Origin of the sequence: Aeromicrobium sp. WCS2018Hpa-31, assembly GCF_031843905.1 — a bacterium.
Lineage (GTDB): Bacteria > Actinomycetota > Actinomycetes > Propionibacteriales > Nocardioidaceae > Aeromicrobium.
On record NZ_JAVTJF010000005.1, the window covers coordinates 223,924 to 250,875 of the forward strand.

Below are 26,952 nucleotides of genomic sequence, written 5' to 3' on the forward strand. Positions count from 1 at the left end.
CGCTCGTCCCTCGCTAGCGCAGCCCGAAGATCGGGGGGAGGGCGAGCAGCATGGTGAGCGACCACGTGCAGTGCGTGAGGACCGGCGCGAGGATGCCTCCCGACACGCGGCGCTGCAGCCCCACGACCACGCCGAGCAGGATCGCGGCGAACGCGAGCATCACGTTGCCCGTGGCGAGGGTCGCGACGGTGTAGGCCACGGTCGTCCAGACGACCGGGTGTCGAGGGATGGCGGCGTACGCGGCGCCGCGGAAGAACAGCTCCTCCGCCACGCCGTTGACGGCGGTGACGACGACCAGCAGCGGCAGCGTGCCCTCGGTCGCGAACCCCAGCACCTTCTCGACCTGGTCGGACAGCAGCGGGATGTCCCGCACGACGAGAGCGCCCACGACGAACACGCCCGCGAGCGCCAGACCGAGGGCGATGGGCTGCACCACGGGGCGGACGAGGCCGTCCTCGTCGTCGGGGTCGTCGGTGACGATGTGCCCCAGGTGAAGCCGACCGGACGCGAAGGCACCGATGGTCCAGACCGCGGCGAGCCCGAACGTGAGCGGGTAGAACCACGGGCTGCCAGGCTCGACGCGCAACGAGATGCCGAGCACGACGGCGCCGAGCACCACGACACCGGCGGTCACCCACTGGCGCCGCCGGAACGCCGCGGGCGACATGCGGTGGTCGCGGGACACGACCTCCCGCAGGGAGCGGTCGACCCAGCGTCGGCCCGGGTAGCTGCGCATCACGGCGGGCTCAGCCGCGAGGCTCGAAGCCGGCGACGACCGCTGCCATGTCGTCGGCACCGTGCCCGGCGTCGGAGGCCGCGACGAAGCGGTCGCGCACGGACGCCAGGAGCGACGTGTCCATGCCGTCCGCACCGGCGTCGAGCATGAGCGAGAGGTCCTTCACGACGCCGTCGACCGCGAAGGACGGCGTGAGGTCGTCGGCGAGGATCGCGCGACCCTTCACATGGGCGTAGGGGGTGTCCACGGCCGTGCCCTCGATCGCCTCCAGGAAGAGGCCGGGGTCGACGCCCTGGACCCGTGCCAGCGTCAGCGCCTGCGCAGCGGCGGCGGTGAGCGAGGCGACCCAGGAGTTGCAGGCCAGCTTGAGGGCACTGGCCTGCCCCGCGGAGTCGCCGACGACGAGCGTGCGCGACCCGATGGCATCGAGCACGGGACGCGCCGTCGCGAGCGCCTCCTCGGGTCCGGAGGCGAGCACGGTCAGTGCGCCGTCGGCGGCGGGCTTCTTCGTCCCGAGGACCGGGGCGTCGACGAGCACCCGGTCGTGCCGCTCGGCGAGGTCGTGCAGCCGACGCGCGCCCTCGGGACCCACGGTCGCGGTCTGCAGCCACACGGCGGAGGGAGCAGACCCCGCCAGGGCCTGCTCCAGCACCTCCTGCACGGATGCCTCGTCGAACAGGGAGACCACGACCACGTCGGCGTCGGCGACCGCCTCGGCAGCGGTCGCGGCCACCTCGGCACCCTGGTCCCGCAACGGCTCGGACTTCTCCGGGCTCCGGTTCCAGACGGTCGTCGCGAAGCCGGCTCGCAGGACCGACGCGGCCATCCCGGCGCCCATGGCACCGAGCCCGATCACACTCACGCGCATGTCCCGACCGTACGTCGGACAGCGCGGTGGTGCCGAGTGAGAGCGTCGGGCCAGGACGCCGATAGGATGCCCACATGGCCCGCATCATCGTCGACGTCATGCCCAAGCCCGAGATCCTCGACCCGCAGGGCAAGGCCGTCCACGGCGCCCTTCCGCGGCTCGGTTTCGAGGGTGTCACCGACGTCCGCCAGGGCAAGCGCTTCGAGCTCGAGGTCGATGCGGCCGACGAGCCCACGCTGGCCGAGGTCGAGAAGATCGCCGGGACGCTGCTTTCCAACCCGGTCATCGAGGACTTCACCGTCCGCGTCGAGGGCTGAGGGTCCCACCCATGAGGAGCACGCCATGAAGATCGGCATCGTCACGTTCCCCGGGTCGCTCGACGACGTCGACGCACGCCGCGCCGTGCGTCTGGCCGGCGGTGACCCGGTCGCGCTGTGGCACGGCGACCACGACCTCCAGGGCGTCGACGCGGTCATCCTGCCCGGCGGCTTCTCCTACGGTGACTACCTGCGCTGCGGCGCCATCGCCCGGTTCGCCCCGGTGATGACCGAGGTCGTGGCGGCGGCCCAGGGCGGCATGCCCGTCCTCGGCATCTGCAACGGCTTCCAGATCCTCTGCGAGTCGCACCTGCTGCCCGGCGCGCTCATCCGCAACGACCACCGCACCTTCATCTGCCGCGACCAGGTCCTGTCGGTCGAGAACGCCGACACCGCGTGGACCACTGACTACGCGGCCGGCCAGCACATCACCATCCCGCTCAAGAACGGTGAGGGTGGCTTCGTGGCCGACCAGGCCACGCTCGACCGGCTCGAGGGGGAGGGCCAGGTGGTCTTCCGCTACGTCGGCACCAACCCGAACGGGTCGTTGCGCGACATCGCGGGCATCACCAACGAGCGCGGCAACGTCGTGGGGCTCATGCCGCACCCCGAGCACGCCGTCGAGGACCTTTGTGGCCCCGGCACCGACGGCCTCGGCTTCTTCACGTCGGCCGTCAAGGCGCTCACCAGCGCATGAGCCTGCCCGTCGGCTGGTCCGTGGTCCTGCTCGTCACGGCAGCCTGGAACCTGTTCATCTGGCCGCAGTTCTGGCGTCGGGTGACGAAGGACGCCCGCGCCCGCGACGAGCAGGGTCGGCCCACGGCGTTCTTCCGCGTGCACGCGGTGCTGATCGGTGTCTCGCTCGCGCTCGGCGTCGCCGTGGGCGTGCTCGGGCTGCTGACCCTGCTCTGACCGGCGCGCGGCGCCGTCATGACTAGGGTGGGTGGCATGGAACGCCGCACCTACGTGCTCGTCGACGGGGAGAACATCGACGCGACCCTCGGTCAGTCGATCTTCGGCCGTCGCCCCCACCCCCACGAGCGGCCTCGGTGGGACCGGGTGCTCGCGTTCGCCGAGTCCACGTGGGACCAGCCCGCGCAGGGCCTGTTCTTCATCGCCGCGAACGGCGACGTGCCCATGTCGTTCGTGCAGGCGCTCACCGCCATGGACTACCGGCCCGTCCTGCTGTCGGGCACGCCCGACCAGAAGGTCGTCGACATCGCCATCCAGCGCACCCTCGAGGAGCTGGCCCGGCGCGACGCCGACGTCATGCTCGCGAGCAACGACGGCGACTTCGTCCCGCAGCTCGGCGCACTCGTGGGCACCCGCAAGGTCGGTCTGCTCGCGTTCCGCGAGATGCGCAGCAGCGCCTTCGTCCCGCTCATCGAGCGCGGGCTCGAGTTCCACGACCTCGAGTACGACGTGCACGCCTTCAACGAGGAGCTCCCGCGCATCCGCGTGGTGCCGATCGACGAGTTCGACCCGGCTCAGTTCCTGTAGGCAGCTGGCGGTCCTCGCTGCTGCTGAGTCGCTCGGCTGGGCTTTGTTCTGCGGCTGCGTTGCTCGGGGTGGGGCTTCGCTCGCTGCTGCGCTCCCGCGGGTGGGTCTTCCCCTGCGGCTGCGCTTCCGCGGGTGGGGCTTCGACCTGCGGCTGCGTCGCTGTGGCTGCGAGGCGGGTCGGTCTCCGAAAGGGCCTCGACCGGCGGATGGGTCCCGGGTCGGTCGGGCTCTCGGAGCGTGGCTCGGGGGGACGCAAGGTTCTGCGTTCGTGCGTGAGGGGGCGAAGGATGCTGCGTTCGCTACGGGATCCCGTCACCAACGCAGCATCGTTCGGGCTTCCGCGCGCGAAGGCAGAATCCTGCGTCCAGCGGGGCTTCGGTACGCGGCGGGTGGGCAGGGATTCTCCCTTCTCGTGGACCGTTCCACGCAGAAGGAGAATCACTGCCCGCAAGAGCCTCATCTCGTCGCCACGATGCTCCCTTCGCGAGGCACGGTCCACGCGAAGGAAGCATCGTGCGTGGATCACGCACAGATGAAGAATCGTGGCCGCGCCCCGCAGACCCAGCCGACCCGAGACCTCCTGCTCCGGTCGAGGCCCTTTCGGAAACCGACCCGCCTCGAAGCCACTACGACGCAGCATCGAGCGGCAACCCGGCCGCGCCCCGCAGACCCAGCCGTGCCGGGACCCACCGCTCCGGTCGAGGCCCTTTCGGAGGCCAGCCCCGACTCGGAGCCACAGCGACGCAGCAACGAGCGAGAACCCAGCCCCGCCCGGCAGACCCAAACGAGCCAAGACCCACCGCTCCGGACGAGGCCCTTTCGGAGGCCAGCCCCGCCTAGAAGCCACAGCGACGCAGCCGCAGGGCGACGCTCGGCGACCGCGGAGAAGCGGGCCGGGTGACGCAGGGCACGGGAGCGGAACCGCCGGCCGCGGGTCCCCGGCTGCTAGGCTGGAGGTCCACGGGAGCCCCGGAACGTTCGGAGGGCCTCCCCCTCCTTGCTCGAACAGGCCGCGTCATCCGACGCAGAGCGGTTCGAGCCACCCAACGTCTGAGAGTTCTGTGAACCAGCCTTCTGGCAGCCCTGTGCTGTCCACCCGTCCCACCCCTGCCCTGACGTCGTTCAACGACCTCGGCCTCCCCTCCTCGCTCGTCAAGGCGCTCGCCCGTGAGGGCATCGTCGAGCCCACCCCGATCCAGCAGGCCGTCCTTCCGTCGGCGCTCGCCGGGCGCAACGTGCTCGGCCGGGCCCGCACCGGATCGGGCAAGACCCTGTCCTTCGGCCTGCCCGTGCTCGACCAGCTGGCCGGCGGCACCCGCCGTCCGAAGGCGCCGCGTGGCCTCATCCTGGTGCCCACGCGTGAGCTGGCCACCCAGGTCCAGCGCGCCCTGGCGCCGCTGGCGGCACCGCTGCACCTGCGCATCATGACCGTGCTCGGCGGCACCCCGATCAACAAGCAGATCCACCAGCTGCGCGACGGCGTCGACCTCGTGGTCGCCACCCCGGGTCGCCTCGCCGACCTCGTCGACCGCCGCGCGTGCACCCTCGACCACGTCGAGATCACGGTGCTCGACGAGGCCGACCACCTCTGTGACCTCGGCTTCTTCAAGCCGGTCGACGCCCTCGTGGCCATGACCCGCCAGGGCAGCCAGCGGCTGCTGCTGTCGGCCACCCTCGACGGCGACGTCGACCGTCTGGTGCGTCGTCACCTCCCGCAGCACGACCTGCACGAGATCGAGTCCGCGCAGGAGACCGAGATGCGCATGGACCACCACGTGCTGGTCAGCTCGCGCACCGAGAAGCTGGCCACCGCGGCGCGGCTGCTCGCCGACAACCCCCGCACCATCGTGTTCGCCCGTACCCGCCGCGGAGCCACGCGCCTCGCGCGTCAGCTCACCACCGCCGGCATCGAGGCGGTCGACCTGCACGGCGACCTCAACCAGGCCAAGCGCGAGCGCAACCTGGCCCGCTTCAGCAAGGGTGCGGCCGACGTCATCGTCGCGACCGACATCGCCGCCCGCGGCATCCACGTCGACGACGTGAAGCTGGTCGTCCACTACGACGTGCCGGCCGAGCACAAGGCGTACACGCACCGCTCCGGTCGTACCGCCCGCGCGGGTGAGGCCGGCACGGTCATCACGATGACCACGCGTGAGGACCTGCGCGACGTCGTCCAGCTGCAGGCCAAGGCCGGCGTGACCGCTCGCCAGCACGATGCCGCCACGGCACCGAAGCCGCTGACGCCCGAGGCGCTCGCCGCCAGCGGCGTCCTGCCCGAGCGCACGTCGGGCGGAGCCGGACACCGTGCGGGTTCCGGATCCGGTCGTGGTGGCCAGGGCCGAGGCGGACAGAACCGTGGCGGTGGCCAGAACCGGTCGCCGCGCGGCGGTGGCCAGGGCCGCCCCGCCGGCCAGGGTCGCTCTGCCGGACAGGGCCGCCCCGGCGGCAACCGTCGCCGCAGCGGCGGTGGACAGGCCCGCAACGCGTCCTGACCCCCACCCGGTCGTCGATCAGCGGCGCAGCGGCAGCACGACGTTCCTGCCGGTCGTCTCCTGCCCTGCCGTGGTGGGGATGACGGTCGACGAGGGCCGGTACACGCCGTTCAGGTACCAGCGCGCCGCGTAGCGCGGCTCGGTGGGGATCACCTTCACCTGCCAGGTGCCCGGGGGCAGGTCGTCCACCGCCCAGGAGCCCTTCGTGGTGTAGGTCGTGAAGCTCGGTGAGCTGCCGTTCTCGGGGTATGCCGTCACGGTCGCCTCGATCGGAGTCCTCGCCGAGTTCGTCACCCGTCCGGAGATCCGCGACGAACGGGCTTCGAAGGTGCGGACCGGGATCGTGGCCGCCTCACCGATTCCCACAGAGATGCCCTCGGTCTCCGGACATGTATCGCGCGCGAACGTCGGGCTCCCGCCGGCCTTCGCGAGGTCGCCGTCGTGGCACAGGCTCAGGAAACGGTCGGACGCGTCCTCGTACACCAGGTGGTACTCGCCGCGCGGCAGGCCCTTGAAGCGGAACGAACCACCCGGCCGCACAGCCGTCTCGACGGGGTAGACCTTTCGGTCGTCGGCCAGCGGTCCGCGCGTCGGGAAGTCGGAGTCGGCGACGAGTCCCTCGAGGTACACGCGTGCCGAGCTCGGCGACGTGCCGTCCGGGTAGGCGAGCCATCCCGTGATCGTCGAGCCCACACGGGCCGTGATGGCCTTGCTGGTGGTGGTGCCGCGCTTGACGGCGATGGCGCGCCAGCCCGACACGATGTCACGGTCGGGATCGTCGTACCAGAGCTCGTAGCGACCTCCGGACACGACCGACCGGGGCGACATGGTGAACGCGCCCCTGGCGTCGGTCGTGGTGGTGGCGATGGTGTCGTAGCTGTCGCCGGAGTCGGGGTCGAGCAGCATGAGCCGGACCTTCACACCTGCCTGTCGTTCCCCGGCGGCGTAGACGCCGCCCTTGACGGTGGTGGTGGTGGTGGCTGCGTCGGACGCCGGCACGGTGATCGCACCGACGGTGGCCAGCGTGCAGGATAGACCGGCGACGACCAGCGTCACGATGCGGCGACCTGTCCTGAGGGAGTGCTTCATGGTTCCTCCGATGGTGTGGGTGTCGTCCACTAGATGCTGCGCGGCGCCGAAAAGTTGTCCCCGGCCGGGCCGGGCCGGGATCGGGGTCAGTCGCGGGGGCTCGTCCAGGCCTTCGACGGGTAGCCGGTGTCGAAGTGCATGTAGTCGGCGACGTCGATGTTCTGCCAGATCCAGCCCTCGTCCTCGAAGAGCCGGACGGTCGCGTCGTCGGCCAGGATCTTCCCGGGGGCCGGTGTCCGCTCGGCGTGGGTGGCGCGCGGTGACCAGCAGCGGCAGCGCAGGTCCATCCAGGGGTTGAGGTCGGGGTTGATGTCGATCGCGCGGCCGTTCGCGTGCGGCGACTGCAGCACCGGCGCGTTGATCTGGTCCGGGCGGCGGCAGTTGTACGCGGACGTGTTGTTGGCCTGCAGGCTCTTCAACGTGTCACCGTCGAAGGCCTCGACCGGGTCCATGCGCTCGATCGGGAAGCCGCGCTCGTGCAGCGTGACGAAGATGCGCCCGAGGCTCCCGACGACGTCGCGGTTCGCCACCAGCACCCCTCGGCGATCCACGCCCTCGAAGTCGACGTAGGTGACCTCCAGCTCGCGCAGGTCGTCACGGTCGACGGGGCACCCGGGCCGCCAGGCCCCGGTGCGGACCATCGCCGCCCAGCGCGCGTCGGAGACCTCGCCGACCGTCGGCGCCGTAGGGGTCGGGGTAGGCGTCGGCGCGGTCTCGGTCTCCGCGGGCGCGCTCGTCGGCGTCGGCGTGCGCGTGGCAGGCGCGTCGTCCGCTCGGTCCGGCTCGGAGCAGCCGACCAGCACGGACGTCGCCAGCACGACGACGGTCAGGACGAGGACGGCCAGGACGCCGGGGGAGCGGTGCGAAGGTCGCGACACCCCGCCCACGGTAGTGCGGGATCGCCTCCGCCGGGGTCGGTCCTCGCGCGCGAGCCGCGCGTGCGGTGGCTACGCTGCGGCCATGCTGACGGTGTCGACCCTGCGCGGCCGCATCGTCCTGCTCGGGCCGGCCTTCGTGGCCGCGGTGGCCTACGTCGACCCGGGCAACGTGGCCACCAACGTCACCGCGGGGGCCCAGTTCGGCTACACGCTGGTGTGGGTGGTGGTGCTCGCGAACGTCATGGCCGTGCTGGTGCAGTACCTCTCGGCGAAGCTGGGGCTGGTGACGCAGGCGTCGCTCGCGACCCACGTCGGGCGACGGCTGCGACGCGGCCCACGCCTGGCGTACTGGGTGCAGGCCGAGGCGATCGCGATCGCCACGGACCTCGCCGAGGTGGTGGGGGGCGCGATCGCGCTGAACCTGCTGTTCGACCTGCCGCTCGTGGTCGGCGCCGTGCTCACGGCAGGGGTCTCGTTGCTCGTGCTGAGGGTCGGCGACGCCCGCGGGCAGGGTGCGCTCGAGCGCACGATCCTCGGGTTCCTCGCGATGATCGCCGTCGGGTTCGTGGCCGGCCTCGTCGTCAACCCACCGGCCGCCTCGGAGGTGGCCGGTGGCCTCGTGCCGACGTTCGCGGGCGCCGAGAGCGTGCTGCTCGCGTCGGGCATCATCGGCGCCACGGTGATGCCTCACGTCATCTACCTGCACTCGGGGCTCACGTCGGGCCGGCTCGGCGCACGGGGCCGCGAGGTGTCGGTGGCCGGGCTGCTGCGCGCCACGCGGACCGACGTCGTGCTCGCGCTGCTGCTCGCCGGTGTCCTCAACCTGTCGCTGCTGCTCGTCGCCGCGGCCGGTCTGCAGGGTCTGCCGGGCACCGACACCCTCACGGGGGTGCACGCGCTCGTCACGTCGGAGCTCGGGGCGGGGGTGGCGCTGCTGTTCGCGGTGGCCCTGCTCGGGTCCGGCCTCGCCTCGACGGCCGTGGGGGCGGCCGCGGGCGCGGAGGTCATGCAGGGTCTGCTCGGGATCCGCGTGCCGCTGCTGCTGCGGCGGGTGGTGACGGTGATCCCGGCCCTGGTCGTGCTCGTGCTCGGCATCGACCCCAGCCGTGCCCTGGTCGTGTCGCAGGTGGTGCTGTCGTTGGGCATCCCGTTCGCGCTCGTGCCCCTCGTGCGCCTCACCGCGAGCAGGGCCGTGATGGGCGAGCACGTGAACCGGGTGGGCACCACGGTGGCGGCGTGCGCCGTGGCGGCCGTCGTGATCGCGCTCAACCTCTCCCTCCTGGTGCTCACCTTCACGTGATCCGCTCCGCGGCCCCCCGGGGCGTTCCCCGGCGGGGGAGGGCGGCCTCTGGCATCATCGCGAGTCATGTCCCTCCCGCTCGTCCCGCGCGTCCGCGTGCCCCGTGACCTCGCAGGGGCGGCGGTGAACCTGCGGGACAAGGCGCAGGGACGTCGCATCGCCGACCTGCGGCCGACCCCGCGCACGCTCATCAAGGTGACGGAGCACGCCAGCCTCTTCCGCTACGACCCGTACCCGGGCCTCGAGCAGCACGGCGAGCCGCTGCTTTTCGTCCCGCCCCTCGCGGCGCCGGCGCTGGCCTTCGACCTGCGTCGCGGGTGCAGCGTGGTGGAGTACTTCGTGCAGCAGGGACGTCCCGTGTACCTGGTCGACTACGGACCGGTCAGCTTCGAGCACCGCGAGCTCGGCATCGAGCACTGGGTGCACACCGTGATCCCGCAGGCGGTCCGCCACGTCCACGCCGACGCAGGCGACCGGCCGGTGCACCTGGCGGGGTGGTCGCTGGGTGGGATCTTCACCATCTTCACGGCCGCGTCCGACCCGTCCCTGCCGCTCGCGTCGGCCACCGCGGTCGCCTCGCCCTTCGACCTGACCCAGGTGCCGCTGATCGCGATCACGCGTCCGGTCAACGCGGTCGCGAGCGGTCTGGTGAGCGCCGCGTACCGCACGCTCGGCGGGGTCCCGGCGCCCCTGACCCGTCTGGGGTTCCAGATCTCGGCGATCGACAAGTACCTGACGAAGCCGATCTCGATGCTCACGCACGCCGACGACCGCGACTTCCTCGCCCAGCTCGAGGCGGTGGACCGGTTCACCGACAACATGTACGCCTACCCGGGCCGCACGTTCGGGCAGCTGTACCACGTGGTGGTGCGCAGCAACGCGCTCGCGACCGGGGTCGTGGAGCTGGGCGGACGCTCGATCGAGCTGGCCCGGATCGACGTCCCCGTCCTCGTGGTGGCCGGGCTGGGCGACACGCTCGCGCCGACCGGGGCCGTCAGCCACCTCGTGGACCTGCTCACGGGATCGCCCGACGTGCAGCTCGTCCAGGCGCCCGGGGGTCATCTGGGCGTGCTCACCGGACGAGCCGCACGTCGGACGTCGTGGCCCGCCATGGAGGGCTTCTACGCCCGGCACGACACCGACTGACACCGCCTTCGGGTCGCGCCGCGTGGTCGGTCCCGGGGCGTAGGCTCGGAGCGTGCCCGAGATGCCCGAGGTCGACGCGCTCGTGGTCTTCCTGCGTGAACGGGCCGTGGGTGCCGTCCTGGCCGACGTCGAGCTGGCGTCGTTCGCCGTGCTCAAGACGTTCGACCCGCCGGTCTCGGCCCTCGCCGGGCTCCAGGTCACGGGCGTGCACCGGCACGGCAAGTTCGTCGACCTCGACGTCGACGGCTTGCACCTCGTGATCCACCTGGCGAAGGCGGGCTGGCTTCGCTGGTCCGACAACCTCACCGACAAGCGCCTCAAGATGGGTGCCGGCCCTCTCGCCGCGCGGGTCCGGCTCGACCACGGCGACGGACCCCACGTCGGCTTCGACGTCACGGAGGCCGGCACCCGCAAGGGCCTCGCGCTGTACGCGGTGCGCGACCCGCAGGACGTGCCCGGCATCGCGGCTCTGGGGCCCGACCCCCTCGCCGAGGGCTTCTCGGTGGCGCCCCTGCTCGAGGGTCGACGCATGCAGGTCAAGAGGTTCCTGCGCGACCAGAAGATCGTGGCAGGCATCGGCAACGCCTACAGCGACGAGATCCTGCACGCCGCCAAGATGTCGCCGTTCGCGCTCGCCTCCGAGCTCGACGCCGAGGAGGTCGAGCGTCTCGACGCCGCGATCACGTCGGTGCTCGCCGAGGCGATGGCCGAGGCGCACGGCAAGCCCGCCTCGGAGCTCAAGGACTCCAAGCGCTCCCGCATGCGGGTGCACGGCCGGGCCGGCGAGGTGTGCCCGGTCTGCGGGGACACGGTGGCCGAGGTCGTCTTCGCCGACTCCTCGCTGCAGTACTGCCCCACCTGCCAGACCGGGGGCAAGCCGCTCAAGGACCGGTCGACGAGCAAGTTCCTCAAGTAGGCGGGCCCTCTCGGCTCGGGCCCGTCCTGCGGCTGCGTCGGTCGGGGTGGGTCTCGACCTGCGGCTACGTGGCTGTGGGTGGGTCTCGACCTGCTGCTGCGCTCCCGCGGGTGGGTCTCGACCTGCTGCTGCGTTGCTGTGGGTGGGTCTCGACCTGCTGCTGCGCTCCCGCGGGTGGGCCTCGACCTGCTGCTGCGTCGCTGTGGCTCGTCGTCGACCTGCGCTCCGAAAGGGCCTCGACCGGCGGATGGGTCCGGGGTCGGCCGGGCTCTCGGAGCGCGGCCCCGGGGGACGCAAGATTCTGCGTTCGTGCGTGATGGGTCGAAGGATGCTGCGTTCGCTACGGGATCCCGTAGCGAACGCAGCATCGTTCGGGTTTCTGCACGCGAAGGCAGAATCTTGCGTCCGCCGGGGCGACTCGTGCGCCGGGGTGGGCAGAGGTTCTTCCTTTGCGTGGGACGGTCCAGGAGAAGGGAGAATCACTGCCCGTACGGGGCCCTTTTCGTCGCCACGATGCTTCCCTTCGCGAGGCACGGTCCACGGGAAGGAAGAACCGTGCGTGGATCCCGCGCAGATGGAGAATCGTGGCCGCGCCCCGCAGACCCAGCCGGGACCAGTCCCACCGCTCCGGTCGAGGGCCCTTTCGGAGACCACCCCGACGCGCAGCCACAGCGGCGCAGCAGCAAGCGAGAACCCAGCCGCGCCCCGCAGGCCCAACCGGGACGAGACCCCCGCTCCGGTCGAGGCCCTTTCGGAGAGCAGGTCGACTCGCAGCCACAGCGGCGCAGCAGCAGGCGAAAGCCCAGCGGCAGCGACGCAGCAGCACGCGAAGGCCCGCGCACCGACGCTGCCGACGGCCGATCCCGGTCAGCCCAGCGCGACGAGGGTGACCGCGGTGGCGGCCAGGGCCAGGCCGACGCCCTGCCAGGCCTGGATGCGCTCCTTCAGCACCAGCGTGGCCAGCAGCACGGTCGCGGCCGGGTAGAGCGCCGAGATGACCGAGACCACCGACAGCAGTCCCTCGCGCGTGGCGAGCAGGAAGGCCGTGGTGGCCGTGGCCCCGAGGGGTCCCATCGCCAGTGCGCGCCACGCTGCGGGCTCGCGGGGGACCCACGGCTGACGCACCGCCACGGCGACGGCCACGACGGCCAGCATGGCCACGGCGTTGGCGAGGGCCAGCGGCCAGAGCCCGGCGTCGTCGCCCACCTGCCCGAGCGCGACGAACAGCACGCCGAAGCCGACACCGGCCAGCAGGCCGTCGACGACGCCCCCGCGGTGCGCGGCCGCCGCGACGGCGTCCTCCTCGACCACGCGCGACACCAGGGCGATCGCGGGGAAGGCCACCACGATCCCGGCCAGGGCCAGCGCGCTCGGCCGGTCACCCGTGACGAGACCGACCGCCACGGGCAGCAGGGCGCAGACGACCGCGGACAACGGGGCCACCACGCTCATCCGTCCGCCGGTGAGCCCGCGGTACAGCACCGCTGCACCCACGCCGGCCCCGACGCCGCCGGCCGATGCCCAGGCCCAGTCCGACCCGACCGCGGTGCCTCCCACGACCGCTGCGGCGGCGGCCACGCACACCGTCGACGACAGCTGCCCGACGACGGCGGTCTGCCACGGTCCCGATCGCTTGGCGAACAGCCCACCGAGGAAGTCCGAGACGCCGTACGCGAGCGCGGAGATCAGGGACAGGACGACGGCCACGCGAGCACCCTAGGGCACCGCCGTGACGCGCCACCTGTCGCCGGACCGCTCCCGTCCGGTGGCTGGGGCGCGGGACCTACGCTGGTGCCATGACGCACGACGGTGGACCACGACGCGAGAGCTGGAGCGCGCGCACCAACCGCGCCGTGCACGGGGCGACGACCCGCGTCGACGGGCAGACGGCCGACGCCGCGCACCGCGCGGTCGCCGTCATCGTCCCGGCCGTGCGGCTGCTGCGGATCCCGTCGCTCCTGCTGGCGGTCGCACCCCTGCCGTTCCTGGCGGCCACGTTCGCGCTCGGCCTGGCGTCCGGCAGCACCGTCGGCACGGTGCTCGTGGTCGCCGCGGTCCTGCTGGCCCTGGTGCCCGCGGCCTTCGCGGCGCGTCGCCACCGGGTGCTCCGTGCGGTCGAGGAGCCCGAGCAGCTGGCCACCGAGCTCGGCATCGCGGTGAGCCTGAGCGACAAGGTCGACGAGACGCGCGGCGCACTCACCTCGATCGCCGGCGGTGGGGGCTGGCGGGTGCTGTCCCGGCTGAAGGGCGTGTGGTCGGGCGTCGGCATGACCGGGCGGTGGATCGAGGGCGTGGGCGACCTCCCGCGCGCCCGCTACTTCGTGCCGCCCAAGATCGGTACCTCGGTCAGCCTGGTCCTCGCCACGCTCTGGACCGTGCCGATCTCGGCGCTGCTGGCCTTCTTCGCCCTCGTCGCGGCCATCGCCGGGACGCTCTGACCGCAGCGGGGTCCCCCGACGGGCTCGTCGGGAGTGCTTCACTGGATGCCATGAGCGGTCCGGCGTCCTGGCCACCCGTCCCAGCCGTCATCGGTCATCGCGGTGTGCCGGGCCTTCGCCTGGAGCACACCCGCGCGTCCTACGAGCTGGCGATCGAGCAGGGCGCCGACTACATCGAGCCCGACGTGGTCGCCACGCGCGACGGCCACCTCGTCGTGCGGCACGAGAACGAGATCGGGCACACCACCGACATCGCCGCGCGCCCGGAGTTCGCCGACCGCCGCACCACGAAGCGGATCGACGGCGTGTGGCTGAGTGGCTGGTTCACCGAGGACCTCACGCTCGAGGAGGTCAAGACACTGCGTGTGCGCGAGCGTCTCCCGCAGCTGCGCCCGCAGAACCTCGCCCTCGCCGGCACGCAGCAGGTGCTGACGTTCGAGGAGGTCCTGGAGATCGCCCGCCGGGCCGATCGTCGAGTGGGGGTCTACGTGGAGACCAAGCACCCCACCTACTTCCAGGGACTCGGCCTCGACCTGGACGACCGGCTGGTCGACGCCCTGGAGGCGGCCGACCTGAACCGCCCCGACGCCGACGTCCCGGTGGTGATCCAGTCGATGGAGACCGGCAACCTGCGTGCGTTGAGGCCACGCACACCGCTCACGCTCGTCCAGCTGCTCGACCGCAAGGAGGCCCCGTGGGACCTCGTGGCGGCCGGCGACCCCCGCACCTACGCGGACCTGACCACGAGCGACCAGCTGGCCGAGCTCGCCCGGCACGTCGACGGCATCGGTCCCAACAAGACGCTGGTCATCGCACGGCGACGAGGCCACTGGCTGGACGGGGAGACCGGCCTGGTGGAGCGCGCGCACGCGGCGGGCCTCCTCGTGCACATCTGGACCATGCGCGACGAGAACAACTTCCTGCCCGCCGACTTCCGTTCCAGCGCCGACGTGGCCGCCCACGGCGACGCCGAGGCCGAGTACCTCGCGTTCTTCGATGCCGGGGTGGACGGGGTGTTCAGCGACTACGCCGCCACCGCGGTGGCGGCGCGCGACCGTTGGCTCGCCGCCGGGGGTCAGTCGCGGCGGGCGGGATCGATGTCGTCGGTCTCGTCGTAGTCCGCGACGTCCGGGGCGACAGGCGTCGCGGCCTGCGGGCCACGGCCGCGTCGGCTGACGACGAGCGTCGCGACCAGGCCGAGGGCGCCCAGGACGATGAGTCCGACCGCGACGGCGCGCCCGATCTGGTCACCGTCGAGCACGTCCTGGCCCTGCGCAGCCCACAGACCGGCCGCGGCGAGGAAGAACAGGCCGAAGAGCGTGTTGAAGGGCCGCACGCGGGGGCGTCGGGTCGAGGTCGGCGAGGTGGTCATGGTGCTCCTGTCGGAAAGAGGGTCGGGGGTGGGCGCGGCGGTCATGGGCGACGTACCTCCACCTGGCCGAGCGAGTGGTCGACGTCGATCGTGAGGGCCGGACCCGTGGCGGAGGCCCGCAGTCGCCGGTCGACGCCGCTGTCGCGCTCCCCGAGGACCACGAGGTCACCGGCACGAACCGACGCGTCGACCACGACGGGCACGCCGTCGGGCACGACGACCACGGTCTGGCCCATGCCGGTCTCGATCTCGATCGTCCGCCCGAGCAGGGCGTCCGGGTCGGACACGTCGGTCAGGTCCAGCTCGAACTGGCCGAAGCCGAAGGAGTAGCTGTCGCGGACCTGCGCCGCGCTCTGCGGGGCGACGTCCAGCTCCCCGCCGCGGAGCGTGGGGACCAGGGTGCCCAGGGCGAGCACCGGCAGCAGGAGCAGCCCGATCAGCACGAGCGGGAGCCCTCCTCGCACGAAGGTGCAGAGCACGAGGCCCAGACCGACGACCGCGAGGGCCACGGCCACGTAGGTCGGCCACGTCGGGTCGGCCACGAGGCGCACCACGGCGAGGGCGATCGCGATCGACGACAGGGCGAGCAGCGTCGGGATCCAGCTGTACGGCTCACGGGGCTCCCGCGGGGGCGGGGGCTGGATCGAGCGGCGGGGCTCCGACGGAGGCGTGGGCGGCAGGCCCGCGGTCGGGTGCTCCCCGCCGGCCGTGTCGAGGACGACCGTGTCGGTGGGGGTCGACGACCACGACGTGGCGGGATCGGCCACGGTCGGGCCGGTGGAGCCGGAGGGGTCCGACCCGGTGTCGACACCGTGGGCGTCCTGCCCGCCCCGTCGGCCCCCGCGTCGGACCAGCCAGACGACCAGGGCGACCGGGCCGCCGATGACGAGCGCGGCCCAGAAGAGCCCGTCCCCGCCCCAGCCCCAGCCTCCGTCGCCGAGCACGCCGAGCACGGCCAGCACGGCGGCCACCACGAGGCCGGTGTCGCGCACCTGCGCCTCGCTGGTGTCGAGCCCGAACCACTCGCCGACGTGGCTGCGCGGCTCGTCGTCGGCGGGCAGGAGCAACCAGCCCGCGACGTAGAGGATGACGCCGGCGAGCCCCACGAAGCACAGGACGACCGTGAGCACCCGCACGACGACCGGGTCGATGTCGAAGCGGCGGGCGACGCCGTCGCAGACGCCGGCGAGCATGCGGTCGTCGGAGCTGCGGCGCACCTCGGAGAAGGCACGGAAGCCGCGACGCGGGCCGGGTGCGTGGGGACTCGCGCCCGGGTCGGGCGCCTGGTCGGTGGGAGGGGGCTGCGTGGTCATGGCTCCATCGTCGGCCGGGAAGGGCGTGCGGCACCATCGGGCGCGACCCTGGTCCGACCCTGGTTCCCGATCCCGGGGGACCTCGGGGGCCCACGGGTGCGACACCTGGTGGCGCCGGTTCGCGCGCACGTGTGACGATGCCGAGGTGAGCCAGACCGCCCTCGGAGCCAGGACCCCTCCTGGTCCGTCCTCCGACCGCCCTCGGGTGCGGCGCGCCTACCGTCCGGCGGACCATCGCGTCGTCGGCGGGGTCGCGATGGGGCTGGCCGAGCACCTCGACGTGCCGGTCCTGTGGGTGCGCGTCGGCTTCGTGGTCACCACCTGGTTCAACGGCGTGGGCGTCCTGGCCTACCTGCTGCTGTGGCGGTTCATGCCACTGCGCCGACCGGAGCTGTCGCCCGGGCTGGAGTCCGCGAGCCGTCGTGGCATGCGCGCCGCGGGCCGCCCCGGCGTCCTCGAGATCGTGCAGACCGTGGCCGTGCTGGCCGTGGGCGTGGGGGTCCTCTTCCTCGTGCAGGGCGGAGGTCGGCTCACCGGGTCTCTGCTGATCCCGCTGCTCATCGTGGTGGTCGGGGTGGCGGTCGTCTGGCGCCAGATCGACGACGCCGCCTGGCAGACCTGGCTCACCCGCACGACCGGGTGGGGCTTCGTGGCCCGCATCGCTGTCGGGCTGGGTCTGGTCGCCCTCGGTGCCGTGTACCTCGTGACGCAGGAGCGCGGCCTGTCCGCAGTCCGTGACCTCGGGTCGGCTCTGGCCATCGCGGTCGTGGGCCTGCTCCTGCTGCTCGGGCCCTGGATCATCTCGCTCGTGACGGCCCTCGGGAGCGAGCGCCGCGAGCGCATCCGCACGCAGGAGCGCGCCGACGTGGCCGCGCACCTGCACGACTCCGTGCTCCAGACGCTGGCGCTGCTGCAGAAGAACGCCGACGACCCCGCCGCCGTCGCCACCTTGGCGCGACGTCAGGAGCGCGAGCTCCGGTCCTGGCTCTACGGGGACGAGGAGTCCCCGGGCGACTCCCTGGCTGCGGCCCTGCGGGAGGTCCGCAGCGAGGTGGAGCAGACGCACCAGCTGGTGGTCGAGCTGGTGGTGGTGGGCGACACGGCGCTCGACGCCGACCTGGTGGCGCTCGTCCGCGCCACGCGCGAGGCCGTCGTGAACGCCGCCAAGCACGCCCAGGTGGATCGCGTCGACGTGTACGCCGAGGTCGGCAGCACGCAGGTCGAGGTGTTCGTGCGCGATCGCGGGACCGGCTTCGACCCCGACCTGATCGCCGACGACCGGATGGGCGTCCGCGGCTCCATCGTGGGTCGGATGGAGCGCCATGGCGGCACCGCCCGGGTGCGCAGCACGCCGGGGGAGGGCACGGAGGTGGCGCTCACCCTCACCCGACGCGCGGCGCTCGCTGCGGGCGAGACCTCTCCGGTGCGACCCGATCCGGTACCCCGCGACCCTGCTCGACCCGAGGCCGAGGAGGCCCCATGACCGACGACCGTCCCCCGACCGCCCGGCCCGGAGGCAGCGCGCCCCTGCGCGTGCTCATCGTCGACGACCACGCCATGTTCCGCACCGGGGTGCGCGCCGAGCTCGAGAAGGACGCCCGGCTCCAGGTGGTGGGCGAGGCCGAGGACGTCGACTCCGCCGTCCCCGCCGTCCTGGAGCTGCGTCCCGACGTGGTCCTGCTCGACGTGCACATGCCCGGGGGCGGGGGAGCCGAGGTGATCCGTCGGGTCGACCGCACCGCACCGGACGTGCGGTTCCTGGCGCTTTCGGTCAGCGACGCCGCCGAGGACGTCATCGGCGTGATCCGCGCCGGCGCGCGCGGCTACGTCACGAAGAACATCTCCGGCAGCGAGCTCGTCGACGCCCTCCACCGCGTCGCCTCGGGCGACGCCGTGTTCAGCCCGCGCCTCGCCGGCTTCGTGCTCGACGCCTTCGCGGGGACGATCGAGGTGGCGCAGGTCGACGAGGACCTCGACCGGTTGACCGAGCGCGAGCGCGAGGTCATGCGGCTCATCGCGCGCGGCTACGCCTACAAGGAGGTCGCCAAGGAGCTGTTCATCTCCGTCAAGACCGTCGAGACACACGTCTCGAGCGTGCTTCGCAAGCTGCAGCTCTCGAGCCGGCACGAGCTCACCAAGTGGGCGAGCGACCGGCGTCTGATCTGAGGTCTGACGGCCGACGCATGAGGGCATGGCGCCTGGGCCGCCCCGGCCGTCCGGGCCGCCTGGCCGTCCGGGCTCGGCAGTCGTCCTTCGACTGGGGTCGGGCGTCGATGCGTCGCCTCGGCTGGGTCTCCGCTCGCTGCTGCGTCGCTGTGGCTGCGAGGCGGGTCGATCTCCGAAAGGGCCTCGACCGTCGGTCGGGTCCGGGCTCGGGTGGGCTCTCGGAGCGTGGCTCGGGGGACGCAAGGTTCTGCGTTCGTGCGTGAGGGGGCGAAGGATGCTGCGTTCGCTACGGGATTCCGTAGCAAACGCAGCATCGTTCGGGGTTCTGCGCGCGAAGGCAGAATCTTGCGTCCACCGGGGGCCTCTTGCGGCGGGTGGGCAGGGATTCTTCCTTTGCGTGGGACGGTCCACGGGAAGGGAGAATCACTGCCCGAACGGGGCCTTTTTCGTCGCCACGATGCTTCCTTCGCGTGGCACGGTCCACGAGAAGGAAGCATCGTGCGTGGATCTCACTCAGATGAAGAATCGTGGCCGCGCCCCGCAGACCCAGCCGGGTCGAGACCCACCGTTCCGGTCGAGGCCCTCTCGGTGACCGCCCCGACTCGGAGCCACAGCGACGCAGCCGCGAGCGAGAACCCAGCCGCGCCCCGTTCGCCCAGCTGAGGCGTGCGGTGCTGGACGACCAGCGCGAGGTGTTGCTCGACCTGCGTGCCGAGGGCCGGTACGACTCCCAGGTGCTCGACAGCGTCCTCTCCCGGCTCGACGTCGCCGAGATCGCCGCGGTCCGCCGGACGCATCCCTGACGGGCGTCAGGAGATCTCGGCACGCATCACGAGCCACAGTCCCGCGAGGGTCGGCAGGAGCAGCCACACCGTCCCGGTGACCCCCAGCTGAGCCCACTCGGTGGCCGAGAGACCTCCCTCGTAGAGGGCGCCGTGCGCCCAGCCGAAGTCGACCCAGCCCACGACGTCGCGGTACCAGTCCTGCGTCGCGTACAGCAGCTGGCTGAGGGTCGGCAGGAGACCCCAGAACACGAAGTAGGCCACGAGCGCCACGGCCGAGCTGCGGGTGACGACGCCGAGCATGAACCCGACGAACATGCCGAGCACCTGCGCGAGCACCAGCGTGCCGACCTGGCCGACGGTCAGGTCGATGACCGGCTCGGTGCCACGCAGCGCCGGTCCGAGGTAGGCCCCGCCGAGCGCCACCACGAGCGCCAGCGCCATGGCGCAGACGCCGATGTTCGTCGTGACGACGGCCTTCGCCGCGATGGTCCGGCCCCGACGTGGGACGAGGGTGAAGGTGGTGAGCCCGCTGCGCTGGGACCACTCGCCGGTCACGAGCAGGATCGAGACCACGGGCAGCAGCACCGCCATGGGCGTGCCGACGGCGGAGCCGAACGTCTCGAAGGTCAGGGCGTCGTCGGGTGCCCACAGCATGACGGCGGCCGTGGCGAGCACCGCGACGATGCCGATGCTCGCGAGCAGCCACGTGCCGGCCCGGGTGTCGAACGTCTTGCGCATCTCGACCCCGACGACGCGGCCGAACGGGATCGGCTCGGGCACGGCGCGCGAGGCAGGTCGAGCGGGAGCGGTGGCGGGGTGGGTGGTGGTGCTCATGCTGCGGCTCCTGCCGGTGTCGTGGTGCTGCGGGTGGGCGTGGCCTCGCGCTGCGTCTCGGCGGTCAGCTCGAGGAACATCTCCTCCAGGCCGGCGCCGTCGGCGGCTCGCAGCTCGGTCAGGTGGATCGACGCCGTGACGGCGACGTGGCCGACGGCTGCGGGGTCGGCGTCCACGCGCAGCCCGTCGCCGACGTCGGTGGTGCGGTGGCCCGCTGCGGCGAGTGCCGCTCGCAGGGCGAGGAGGTCGGGGCTGCGCACGACGGTGCCGGCCGAGGCCAGCAGCTCGGCCTTCGTGCCCTGGGCCACGATGCGGCCCTGCCCGATGACGACGAGGTCGTCGGCGACGACCTCGATCTCGTGCAGGAGGTGCGACGACAGCAGCACGGTGGCGCCGTCGTCGGCGTAGCGACGCAGCACGTCACGCATCCATCGGATGCCGGCGGGGTCCAGCCCGTTGGCCGGCTCGTCGAGCACGAGGACCTCGGGCCGACCGAGCAGGGCCGTCGCCAGCCCGAGGCGCTGGCGCATGCCGAGGGAGTAGTGGCGCACCCGGCGCGCCGACTCGGCCTCCGACAGCGAGACGAGGTCGAGCATCTCGTCGACGCGGCGGGGCGACAGTCCCATGGTGCGGGCCGCGAGGGTGAGGATCTCGCGACCGGTGCGGCCGGCGTGCTGGGCGGAGGCGTCGAGCAGGACCCCGACCTCCAGGGCGGGGTTCGGCAGGTCGACGTAGCGACGTCCGCACACCTCGGTTCTGCCGGAGGTCGCAGGGGTGAGCCCGGTCAGCACGCGCAACGTGGTCGACTTGCCGGCGCCGTTCGGGCCGAGGAAGCCGGTCACGCGGCCCGGGCGGGCGGTGAAGGTGACGTCGTCGACGGCGGTGAACCGACCGTACGACTTGGTGAGGGAGTCGATCGTGATCATGGCCGTCAGCCTCGTCCTGCAGGACGCCAAGGGGCATCGGGGAGCACGCTGGTCGCGACCCTGGGGGCACCCCGGGTCGACCCTGGCGCTCAGCGCGGGTCCACAGTCGGCGATCGCGCGACGTTCACCCGTCCGCAACGAACCGGGTCTAGCCTCGGACCATGAGTGACCCGCACCTGATCGTGCTGTTCGGCGCCACCGGCGACCTGGCCCGACGCAAGCTCCTCCCCGGGCTGCTGCACCTGCTGCGCTCGAGGCTGGTCGCGGACTCGCGCATCATCGCGGTGTCCATGGACGACCTCGACGACGACGGCTTCCGGACGTTCGCGCAGCAGGCCTGCCAGGAGTTCGGACGTCCCGTCCCGGACGCGGAGTGGGACGACTTCGCCCCCAAGCTGCACTACGTGAACGTGTCCGAGGGCCCGGAGCGGCTGGCCGAGATGGCGGCGTCCCTCGAGGCGGAGCTGGGTGGTGAGCCGCGGCGCCTGCACTACCTGAGCGTGCCGCCGAAGGCTGCGATCGACGTCGTGCAGACGCTGGCGCAGGCACGCCTGGTGGACCGCTCGCGGATCATCATGGAGAAGCCGTTCGGCACCGACCTCGCCTCGGCCCGCTCGCTCAACGCGCGGATCCACGAGGTCTTCGACGAGCAGCAGATCTTCCGCATCGACCACTTCCTGGGCAAGGAGGCGGCCCTCAACATCCTCGCGTTCCGGTTCGCGAACGGCCTGTTCGAGCCGATCTGGAACCGCACGTTCATCGACCACGTCCAGATCGACGTCCCCGAGACGCTGTCGCTCAAGGGCCGCTCGGGCTTCTACGAGGGCACGGGCGCGTTCAAGGACATGGTCGTGACGCACCTGTTCCAGATCCTCGCGTTCATGGCGATGGAGCCGCCGACCTCGCTGGACTCCGACTCCATCAGCGAGGAGAAGAACAAGGTCTTCCGGTCGATGCTGCCGCTGCGGCCCTCCGACGTCGTGCGGGGCCAGTACCAGGGCTACCGCGAGGAGGCCGGGGTGCAGCACGACTCCGAGACGGAGACCTTCGTGGCGCTCCGCGCGCAGATCGACAACTGGCGCTGGGCCGGGGTGCCGTTCTACCTGCGAACCGGCAAGCAGATGGCCGAGGGGGCGCGCATCATCTCGATCGCCTTTCGGGAGCCGCCGAAGTCGATGTTCCCCGCCGGCTCCGGGGTGGGGTTGTCGGGTCCGGACCACCTGACCTTCGACCTCGCCGACTCCTCGCGCATGTCGTTGTCGTTCTACGGCAAGCGACCCGGGCCGGGCATGCGTCTGGACAAGCTGTCCATGCAGTTCGCCATGCAGGACACGGCCCGCGCCGACGAGGTGCTCGAGGCGTACGAGCGGCTCATCCTCGACGCGATGAAGGGGGAGCGGACCCTGTTCACGACCGCGGAGGGCATCGAGCGGCTGTGGGAGATCTCCCAGCCGCTGCTCGACGACCCGCCGCCGGTGCGCCCGTACCCGCCAGGAACGTGGGGTCCGAACTCGGTGCACCAGCTGATCGCCCCGCGTGCCTGGCGCCTGCCGTTCGAGCGGACGTGGCGCAACCCCAACGAGTTCGCCCAGTAGCCCGACAGCCCGGTAGCCCGGACGCCGGACCACTCGAGCGGGGTCAGGGGGCGTCGCGCACCAGGTGCACGACCGGGAACGGGCGGCCGAAGGCGTCGGTGGTGTGAGTGCGCAGACGCCTGAAGCCGTGTGCGGTGTAGAAGCCGAGGCCGTGGGTATTGCCCGCATAGACCTCCACGCTGGTGGGGCGCACGTGGTCGAGCAGCAGGGTGCCGATGCCGGTGCCGTGCACGGCGGGCTCGACGTAGAGGAGCTCCAGGTGCGGCCCCCGCACGCCGGCGAGTCCGAGCGGGCGCCCGGTGTCGTCCTCGGCCACCCAGACGTCCATGGACGGCAGCAGGGCGTCGCGCAGGTAGGGGTGGGCCTCGGCGAAGTCGTCGTCGGACATGAACCCGTGGCTGGTGCGCGCCGCCCGCTCCCAGAGGTCGGTCAGGTCGTCGAGGTCGCGCTCCCCGGCGAGCCGGACGGACACGGGGTCGGCGCTCATCGGCCCCACGCGTCCTCGACGAGCCGCAGCGCCTGGTCGCGGGAGAGTCCTGCCCGGCGGGCGTCGGCGGCGTAGCGGGTGGCCGAGGCCCGGGTGTCCTCGTCCACGGCCACCGCGGCGGCGACGAAGGTGCCGCGCCGGCCGTGGGTCTCGATCACGCCGTCGGCCTCGAGCTCGCGGTAGGCGCGGGCCACGGTGTTCACCGCGAGACCCAGGTCGGCGGCCAGCTGGCGGACGGTCGGCAGCTTGTGGCCCGGGGGGAGCGAGCCGTCGGCCGCGCCGGCGGCCACCTGCCGACGCACCTGCTCGAACGGGGGCTCGGCCGTGGTCGGGTCGACCACGAGGGCGATCACGCGGCCACCGCCTGACGGCTGGTCCGCCGGACGGCGACGAGCCCGCCGACGAGGACGACCACGAGTGCGCCGAGGACGAGGGCCGTCGTGCGCAGCGTCCCCGGACCGGCGGCGATCGCGGGCGCGAGCAGGGCCGTGAGCGTCAGGACGCCACCGCTGGCGAGCAGGTTCTCGGTGAACCGGTCGATGCTCACGGCACCGGCGACGGTCGCGACGGCCAGGGTCTGGTCGTCCTCCGCGACGAGCGCCTGCCGCACCATGCGGGCTCGGACGCCGATGCAGACGGCCATCACGACGAGGGCCCCGCTCGCGGCGGCCACGGCGCCGTTCCCGCCGTCGACGCCGTCGACGAGGGTGGCCACGGCGAGCGCGAAGCCGGCGACGGCCGCGGCGACGAGGGCCAGCTCGCCGATCCGTTCAGCGGTGCTGCCGTGAGCCGTGCGCGGCACGAGCGACGCGGCTCGGCGGCCGCGGGGTGACGGGGTCCGGCGCACGACGTTGACGGCCTCGGAGACGACCGCGCACACGACGGTCGAGGTCAGGACGATCGCGACGTCGGCGAGGCCGTCGGGTCCGGAGGTGTCGCCTGCGCCGACCCCCGCCACGAGCGGCACGATGCCGAGGAGCGTGCCGATGCCGGCACCCACGGCCCCGACCTGGAGTCGGTGGGTCAGCTCGGCGATCAAGGCGTCGCGGTCGACGTCGACCCGGGTGCGTCGTGCCCAGACGGCGGCGTGGGCCACCGCCTGGCGCGGTGCCGTGCAGTACAGCACGACGGCGAGTGCGAGCAGGACGATGACGAGGGTGGTGGTGCTCATGGTCGGTCCCCGATCCGGTTCGACGACGGTTTGTCTCAACCTTTGTACCGCATTGTAGTGACACAATCAAGTCCGCGGGAGAGCCGGGTCGGGCCGACCCGGTGGCAGGCGAGCCGGAGGTGGCGGGATCGGGGTGTCAGGCCTCCCGTCTAGGCTGGACCGGTCATGACGCTGCCGTTCCCCGTGCCCCAAGGTGCCCGCCCCCCGTCTCCCTCCGACGGCACCGGAGGCGGTGCCGGCAGCGAGCGGTCCGGGCGACGCGCGGCGCGCTCGGAGACGCTGCTCGAGGGACTGAACGACGCCCAGCGGGCTGCCGTGTCCCACGCTCCCGGTCCGGTGCTCGTGGTGGCCGGTGCCGGGTCGGGCAAGACCCGCGTCCTCACCCGACGCATCGCCTGGCTGATCGCCGCGCGCGGCGCCCATCCGGGCTCGATCCTGGCCATCACCTTCACCAACAAGGCCGCCGCCGAGATGCGTGAGCGCGTGGCCGAGCTGGTGGGCGGGCCGTCGCGAGCCATGTGGGTGAGCACGTTCCACTCCTCGTGCGTGCGCATCCTGCGGCGCGAGGCCAACCGCTTCGGCTACACGTCGACGTTCAGCATCTACGACGCGGCCGACTCCCGACGCCTCATGACCATGGTCTGCCGCGACATGGGCCTGGACCCCAAGCGGGTGAACCCGCGCGCTGTCCTGCACTGGGTCTCCAACCTCAAGAACGACCTGGTCGACCACGAGTCCGCCGGTGGTCACGCCACCAACGGCACCGAGGAGCTCTACGCCGAGGCCTACGGGCTCTACCAGCAGCGGCTGCGCGCGGCCAACGCCATGGACTTCGACGACCTGATCATGCAGACCGTCCACCTGTTCCAGGCGTTCCCCGACGTCCGCGAGACCTACCGCCGCCGCTTCCGGCACGTGCTCGTCGACGAGTACCAGGACACCAACCACGCGCAGTACGCCCTCGTGCGCGAGCTGTGCGACCCCGAGACCGACCCGGACCTCGACCTCATGGTCGTGGGCGACTCCGACCAGTCCATCTACGCCTTCCGCGGTGCCAACATCCGCAACATCCTCGAGTTCGAGGAGGACTACCCGAACGCCTCCACCGTGCTGCTGGAGCAGAACTACCGCTCGACCCAGACCATCCTCAACGCCGCCAACGCCGTCATCAGCCGCAACGAGGGCCGCAAGGACAAGAACCTGTGGTCGGCGGCCGGCGAGGGCGAGCGCATCGTCGGCTACGTCGGCGACGACGAGCGCGACGAGGCTCAGTTCATCGCCGACGAGGTCGACCGGCTCACCGACGCCGGCGACGCCAAGGCGTCCGACGTCGCCGTCTTCTACCGCACCAACGCCCAGTCGCGCGTGTTCGAGGAGGTCTTCATCCGCGTGGGCCTGCCGTACCGCGTCGTCGGCGGGGTCCGGTTCTACGAGCGCAAGGAGATCAAGGACGCGCTCGCCTACGTGCGCGCGCTGATCAACCCCCGCGACACGGTCTCGCTGCGACGCATCGTCAACGAGCCCAAGCGCGGCATCGGCGACGGCGCGCAGGCCGCGGTCGAGCGGTTCGCCGCACGCGAGCAGATCTCGTTCTGGGACGGTCTGCAGCGCGCGAAGGAGGCCGGTGACCTGGCCTCGCGCTCGCTCAACGCCGTCACCACCTTCGCCGAGACCATGGCCGAGCTGCGCGAGCTGGCCCTGTCGGGCGAACCCGCCGACGTCGTGCTCGAGGCCGCGCTCACCCGCACCGGCTACCTGACCGCGCTCGAGTCGAGCAAGGACCCGCAGGACGAGACCCGCGTCGAGAACCTGGCCGAGCTGGTGGCCGTCGCACGCGAGTTCGTCGTGAACGCCTCGACGGTCACCGACGAGGAGACCGGCCGCGAGGACGGCGACCTGACGCGCGGGTCGCTGGAGGCGTTCCTCGAGCAGGTCGCGCTCGTGGCCGACGCCGACGCCGTGCCCGACGAGGGTGACGGGGTGGTCACCCTGATGACCCTGCACACCGCCAAGGGCCTGGAGTTCCCGGTGGTGTTCCTGACCGGGCTCGAGGACGGCGTCTTCCCGCACCTGCGGGCCCTCGGCGACGCCTCCGAGCTGCAGGAGGAGCGACGTCTCGCCTACGTCGGCATCACTCGGGCCCGCGAGCGGCTCTACGTCACGCGCGCCATGAGCCGGGCGGCGTGGGGCGCTCCCTCGTACAACCCGGCGTCGCGCTTCCTCGACGAGCTGCCCGGCCACCTGCTCGACTGGCGTCGAGAGGCGCAGTCGCCGACGGCCTGGACCCGGGCCGCGTCGTCGAGCGGTCGGTCCACGTCCAGCGCCCCGGCGTTCACGGCCAAGGCCGCGGCGGCCCGGTCGCAGCGCAAGCGCGACATCCCCTCGCTCGACCCGGGGGACCGCGTCACCCACGACAGCTTCGGCCTCGGCACCGTCGTGGCCCTCGACGGCCAGGGCGACAACGCCGTCGCGAGCGTCGACTTCGGCTCCCAGGGCGTCAAGCGCCTGCTCCTGCGCTACGCCCCCGTCGAGAAGCTCTGACCGATCGGCCCCGCCGTCCTGGCCGGCTCCGCACGGTCAGAAATAGGTGGCTCACGGGATCGGCTGGTCAGAGGTAGGTGAC

The 26,952-nt window shown here is 72.4% G+C and carries 27 protein-coding genes; 15 read left to right on the forward strand and 12 right to left on the reverse strand.

Features of this window, described 5'->3' with window-relative positions:
• Positions 1-13: 13 nt before the first annotated feature.
• Both RQG84_RS08330 and RQG84_RS08335 read right to left on the reverse strand, forming a co-directional pair.
• On the reverse strand, positions 14-736 hold the full coding sequence (locus RQG84_RS08330; RefSeq protein WP_311209650.1) for a CPBP family intramembrane glutamic endopeptidase: 723 nt from the start codon (positions 734-736) through the stop codon (positions 14-16).
• 10 nt (positions 737-746) lie between these two features.
• Positions 747-1,604 (reverse strand): NAD(P)-dependent oxidoreductase, encoded by an 858-nt coding sequence (locus tag RQG84_RS08335; RefSeq protein WP_311209651.1) that lies wholly within the window; start codon positions 1,602-1,604, stop codon positions 747-749.
• A gap of 74 nt (positions 1,605-1,678) precedes the next feature.
• Here RQG84_RS08335 and purS point away from each other — a divergent pair, with 74 nt between their 5' ends.
• The 5 genes from purS (at position 1,679) to RQG84_RS08360 (ending at position 5,913) form a co-directional block, all read left to right on the forward strand.
• Positions 1,679-1,921, forward strand: a complete 243-nt coding sequence (gene purS / locus RQG84_RS08340) for a phosphoribosylformylglycinamidine synthase subunit PurS (protein WP_055969451.1) — start codon at positions 1,679-1,681, stop codon at positions 1,919-1,921.
• A 25-nt stretch (positions 1,922-1,946) separates the two neighbouring features.
• A complete protein-coding gene (purQ, locus tag RQG84_RS08345; protein WP_311209652.1) occupies positions 1,947-2,618 on the forward strand; it encodes a phosphoribosylformylglycinamidine synthase subunit PurQ in 672 nt (223 codons plus the stop codon).
• The gene (locus tag RQG84_RS08350; protein WP_311209653.1) at positions 2,615-2,833 is read left to right on the forward strand and encodes an SCO4848 family membrane protein; all 219 of its coding nucleotides are present in this window, start codon (positions 2,615-2,617) and stop codon (positions 2,831-2,833) included. Before purQ ends, RQG84_RS08350 begins: the two co-directional genes overlap by 4 nt.
• Positions 2,834-2,869: 36 nt before the next feature.
• Entirely contained in the window at positions 2,870-3,421 is a 552-nt protein-coding gene (locus RQG84_RS08355; protein WP_055969442.1) for an NYN domain-containing protein, read from the forward strand.
• A gap of 1,085 nt (positions 3,422-4,506) precedes the next feature.
• Positions 4,507-5,913 (forward strand): DEAD/DEAH box helicase, encoded by a 1,407-nt coding sequence (locus RQG84_RS08360; RefSeq protein WP_311209654.1) that lies wholly within the window; start codon positions 4,507-4,509, stop codon positions 5,911-5,913.
• Positions 5,914-5,931: 18 nt separating this feature from the next.
• Here RQG84_RS08360 and RQG84_RS08365 read toward each other — a convergent pair whose 3' ends face one another.
• Positions 5,932-7,002, reverse strand: coding sequence for a carboxypeptidase-like regulatory domain-containing protein (locus RQG84_RS08365; protein WP_311209655.1), 1,071 nt, complete (start codon positions 7,000-7,002; stop codon positions 5,932-5,934).
• Between the two features lie 86 nt (positions 7,003-7,088).
• On the reverse strand, positions 7,089-7,880 hold the full coding sequence (locus RQG84_RS08370; RefSeq protein ID WP_311209656.1) for a M15 family metallopeptidase: 792 nt from the start codon (positions 7,878-7,880) through the stop codon (positions 7,089-7,091).
• Between the two features lie 82 nt (positions 7,881-7,962).
• On the opposite strand from RQG84_RS08370, the gene RQG84_RS08375 reads away from it, so the two are divergent.
• The 3 genes from RQG84_RS08375 to RQG84_RS08385 all read left to right on the forward strand — a co-directional run bounded on the left by RQG84_RS08375 (position 7,963) and on the right by RQG84_RS08385 (position 11,242).
• Positions 7,963-9,180, forward strand: coding sequence for an Nramp family divalent metal transporter (locus RQG84_RS08375; protein ID WP_311209657.1), 1,218 nt, complete (start codon positions 7,963-7,965; stop codon positions 9,178-9,180).
• 66 nt (positions 9,181-9,246) lie between these two features.
• Positions 9,247-10,326, forward strand: a complete 1,080-nt coding sequence (locus RQG84_RS08380; protein ID WP_311209658.1) for an alpha/beta hydrolase — start codon at positions 9,247-9,249, stop codon at positions 10,324-10,326.
• A 52-nt stretch (positions 10,327-10,378) separates the two neighbouring features.
• Positions 10,379-11,242, forward strand: a complete 864-nt coding sequence (locus RQG84_RS08385; protein WP_311209659.1) for a DNA-formamidopyrimidine glycosylase family protein — start codon at positions 10,379-10,381, stop codon at positions 11,240-11,242.
• An 867-nt stretch (positions 11,243-12,109) separates the two neighbouring features.
• On the opposite strand, the gene RQG84_RS08390 is transcribed toward RQG84_RS08385, so the two are convergent.
• Positions 12,110-12,949: a DMT family transporter gene (locus RQG84_RS08390; RefSeq protein ID WP_311209660.1), complete on the reverse strand. Its 840-nt coding sequence runs from the start codon at positions 12,947-12,949 to the stop codon at positions 12,110-12,112.
• 89 nt (positions 12,950-13,038) lie between these two features.
• On the opposite strand from RQG84_RS08390, the gene RQG84_RS08395 reads away from it, so the two are divergent.
• Positions 13,039-13,680 carry a hypothetical protein gene (locus RQG84_RS08395; RefSeq protein WP_311209661.1) on the forward strand — a complete coding sequence of 214 codons (642 nt, stop codon included), beginning with the start codon at positions 13,039-13,041 and terminating at the stop codon, positions 13,678-13,680.
• A gap of 50 nt (positions 13,681-13,730) precedes the next feature.
• Positions 13,731-14,798 carry a glycerophosphodiester phosphodiesterase gene (locus RQG84_RS08400; RefSeq protein WP_311209662.1) on the forward strand — a complete coding sequence of 356 codons (1,068 nt, stop codon included), beginning with the start codon at positions 13,731-13,733 and terminating at the stop codon, positions 14,796-14,798.
• On the opposite strand, the gene RQG84_RS08405 is transcribed toward RQG84_RS08400, so the two are convergent.
• Both RQG84_RS08405 and RQG84_RS08410 read right to left on the reverse strand, forming a co-directional pair.
• Complete coding sequence (locus RQG84_RS08405; RefSeq protein WP_311209663.1) at positions 14,756-15,052, reverse strand: hypothetical protein; 297 nt, start codon at positions 15,050-15,052, stop codon at positions 14,756-14,758. The genes RQG84_RS08400 and RQG84_RS08405 overlap by 43 nt on opposite strands.
• Before the next feature lie 41 nt (positions 15,053-15,093).
• Positions 15,094-16,365 (reverse strand): PspC domain-containing protein, encoded by a 1,272-nt coding sequence (locus RQG84_RS08410; protein ID WP_311209664.1) that lies wholly within the window; start codon positions 16,363-16,365, stop codon positions 15,094-15,096.
• Positions 16,366-16,510: 145 nt separating this feature from the next.
• On the opposite strand from RQG84_RS08410, the gene RQG84_RS08415 reads away from it, so the two are divergent.
• The 3 genes from RQG84_RS08415 (at position 16,511) to RQG84_RS08425 (ending at position 19,334) form a co-directional block, all read left to right on the forward strand.
• Positions 16,511-17,848 carry a PspC domain-containing protein gene (locus tag RQG84_RS08415; protein WP_311209665.1) on the forward strand — a complete coding sequence of 446 codons (1,338 nt, stop codon included), beginning with the start codon at positions 16,511-16,513 and terminating at the stop codon, positions 17,846-17,848.
• The gene (locus RQG84_RS08420; protein WP_311209666.1) at positions 17,845-18,531 is read left to right on the forward strand and encodes a response regulator transcription factor; all 687 of its coding nucleotides are present in this window, start codon (positions 17,845-17,847) and stop codon (positions 18,529-18,531) included. The genes RQG84_RS08415 and RQG84_RS08420 overlap by 4 nt, the downstream gene beginning before the upstream one ends.
• 671 nt (positions 18,532-19,202) lie before the next feature.
• Positions 19,203-19,334, forward strand: a complete 132-nt coding sequence (locus tag RQG84_RS08425; protein ID WP_311209667.1) for a hypothetical protein — start codon at positions 19,203-19,205, stop codon at positions 19,332-19,334.
• A gap of 6 nt (positions 19,335-19,340) precedes the next feature.
• Here RQG84_RS08425 and RQG84_RS08430 read toward each other — a convergent pair whose 3' ends face one another.
• Both RQG84_RS08430 and RQG84_RS08435 read right to left on the reverse strand, forming a co-directional pair.
• A complete protein-coding gene (locus RQG84_RS08430) occupies positions 19,341-20,150 on the reverse strand; it encodes an ABC transporter permease (RefSeq protein WP_311209668.1) in 810 nt (269 codons plus the stop codon).
• Positions 20,147-21,076 carry an ATP-binding cassette domain-containing protein gene (locus RQG84_RS08435; protein WP_311209669.1) on the reverse strand — a complete coding sequence of 310 codons (930 nt, stop codon included), beginning with the start codon at positions 21,074-21,076 and terminating at the stop codon, positions 20,147-20,149. The genes RQG84_RS08430 and RQG84_RS08435 overlap by 4 nt, the downstream gene beginning before the upstream one ends.
• A 161-nt stretch (positions 21,077-21,237) precedes the next feature.
• On the opposite strand from RQG84_RS08435, the gene zwf reads away from it, so the two are divergent.
• The gene (zwf, locus tag RQG84_RS08440) at positions 21,238-22,671 is read left to right on the forward strand and encodes a glucose-6-phosphate dehydrogenase (protein ID WP_311209670.1); all 1,434 of its coding nucleotides are present in this window, start codon (positions 21,238-21,240) and stop codon (positions 22,669-22,671) included.
• Between the two features lie 43 nt (positions 22,672-22,714).
• Here zwf and RQG84_RS08445 read toward each other — a convergent pair whose 3' ends face one another.
• Genes RQG84_RS08445 through RQG84_RS08455 form a run of 3 tightly spaced genes read right to left on the reverse strand, consistent with a single transcriptional unit; the run spans position 22,715 to position 24,329 of the window.
• Complete coding sequence (locus tag RQG84_RS08445) at positions 22,715-23,158, reverse strand: GNAT family N-acetyltransferase (protein WP_311209671.1); 444 nt, start codon at positions 23,156-23,158, stop codon at positions 22,715-22,717.
• Positions 23,155-23,511, reverse strand: coding sequence for a GntR family transcriptional regulator (locus RQG84_RS08450; protein ID WP_311209672.1), 357 nt, complete (start codon positions 23,509-23,511; stop codon positions 23,155-23,157). The genes RQG84_RS08445 and RQG84_RS08450 overlap by 4 nt, the downstream gene beginning before the upstream one ends.
• Positions 23,508-24,329: a hypothetical protein gene (locus RQG84_RS08455; protein ID WP_311209673.1), complete on the reverse strand. Its 822-nt coding sequence runs from the start codon at positions 24,327-24,329 to the stop codon at positions 23,508-23,510. The genes RQG84_RS08450 and RQG84_RS08455 overlap by 4 nt, the downstream gene beginning before the upstream one ends.
• Before the next feature lie 165 nt (positions 24,330-24,494).
• Between RQG84_RS08455 and pcrA the strand changes: the two genes are divergently transcribed.
• Positions 24,495-26,870 carry a DNA helicase PcrA gene (gene pcrA, locus RQG84_RS08460; protein ID WP_311209674.1) on the forward strand — a complete coding sequence of 792 codons (2,376 nt, stop codon included), beginning with the start codon at positions 24,495-24,497 and terminating at the stop codon, positions 26,868-26,870.
• The last annotated feature ends 82 nt before the right edge of the window (positions 26,871-26,952 follow it).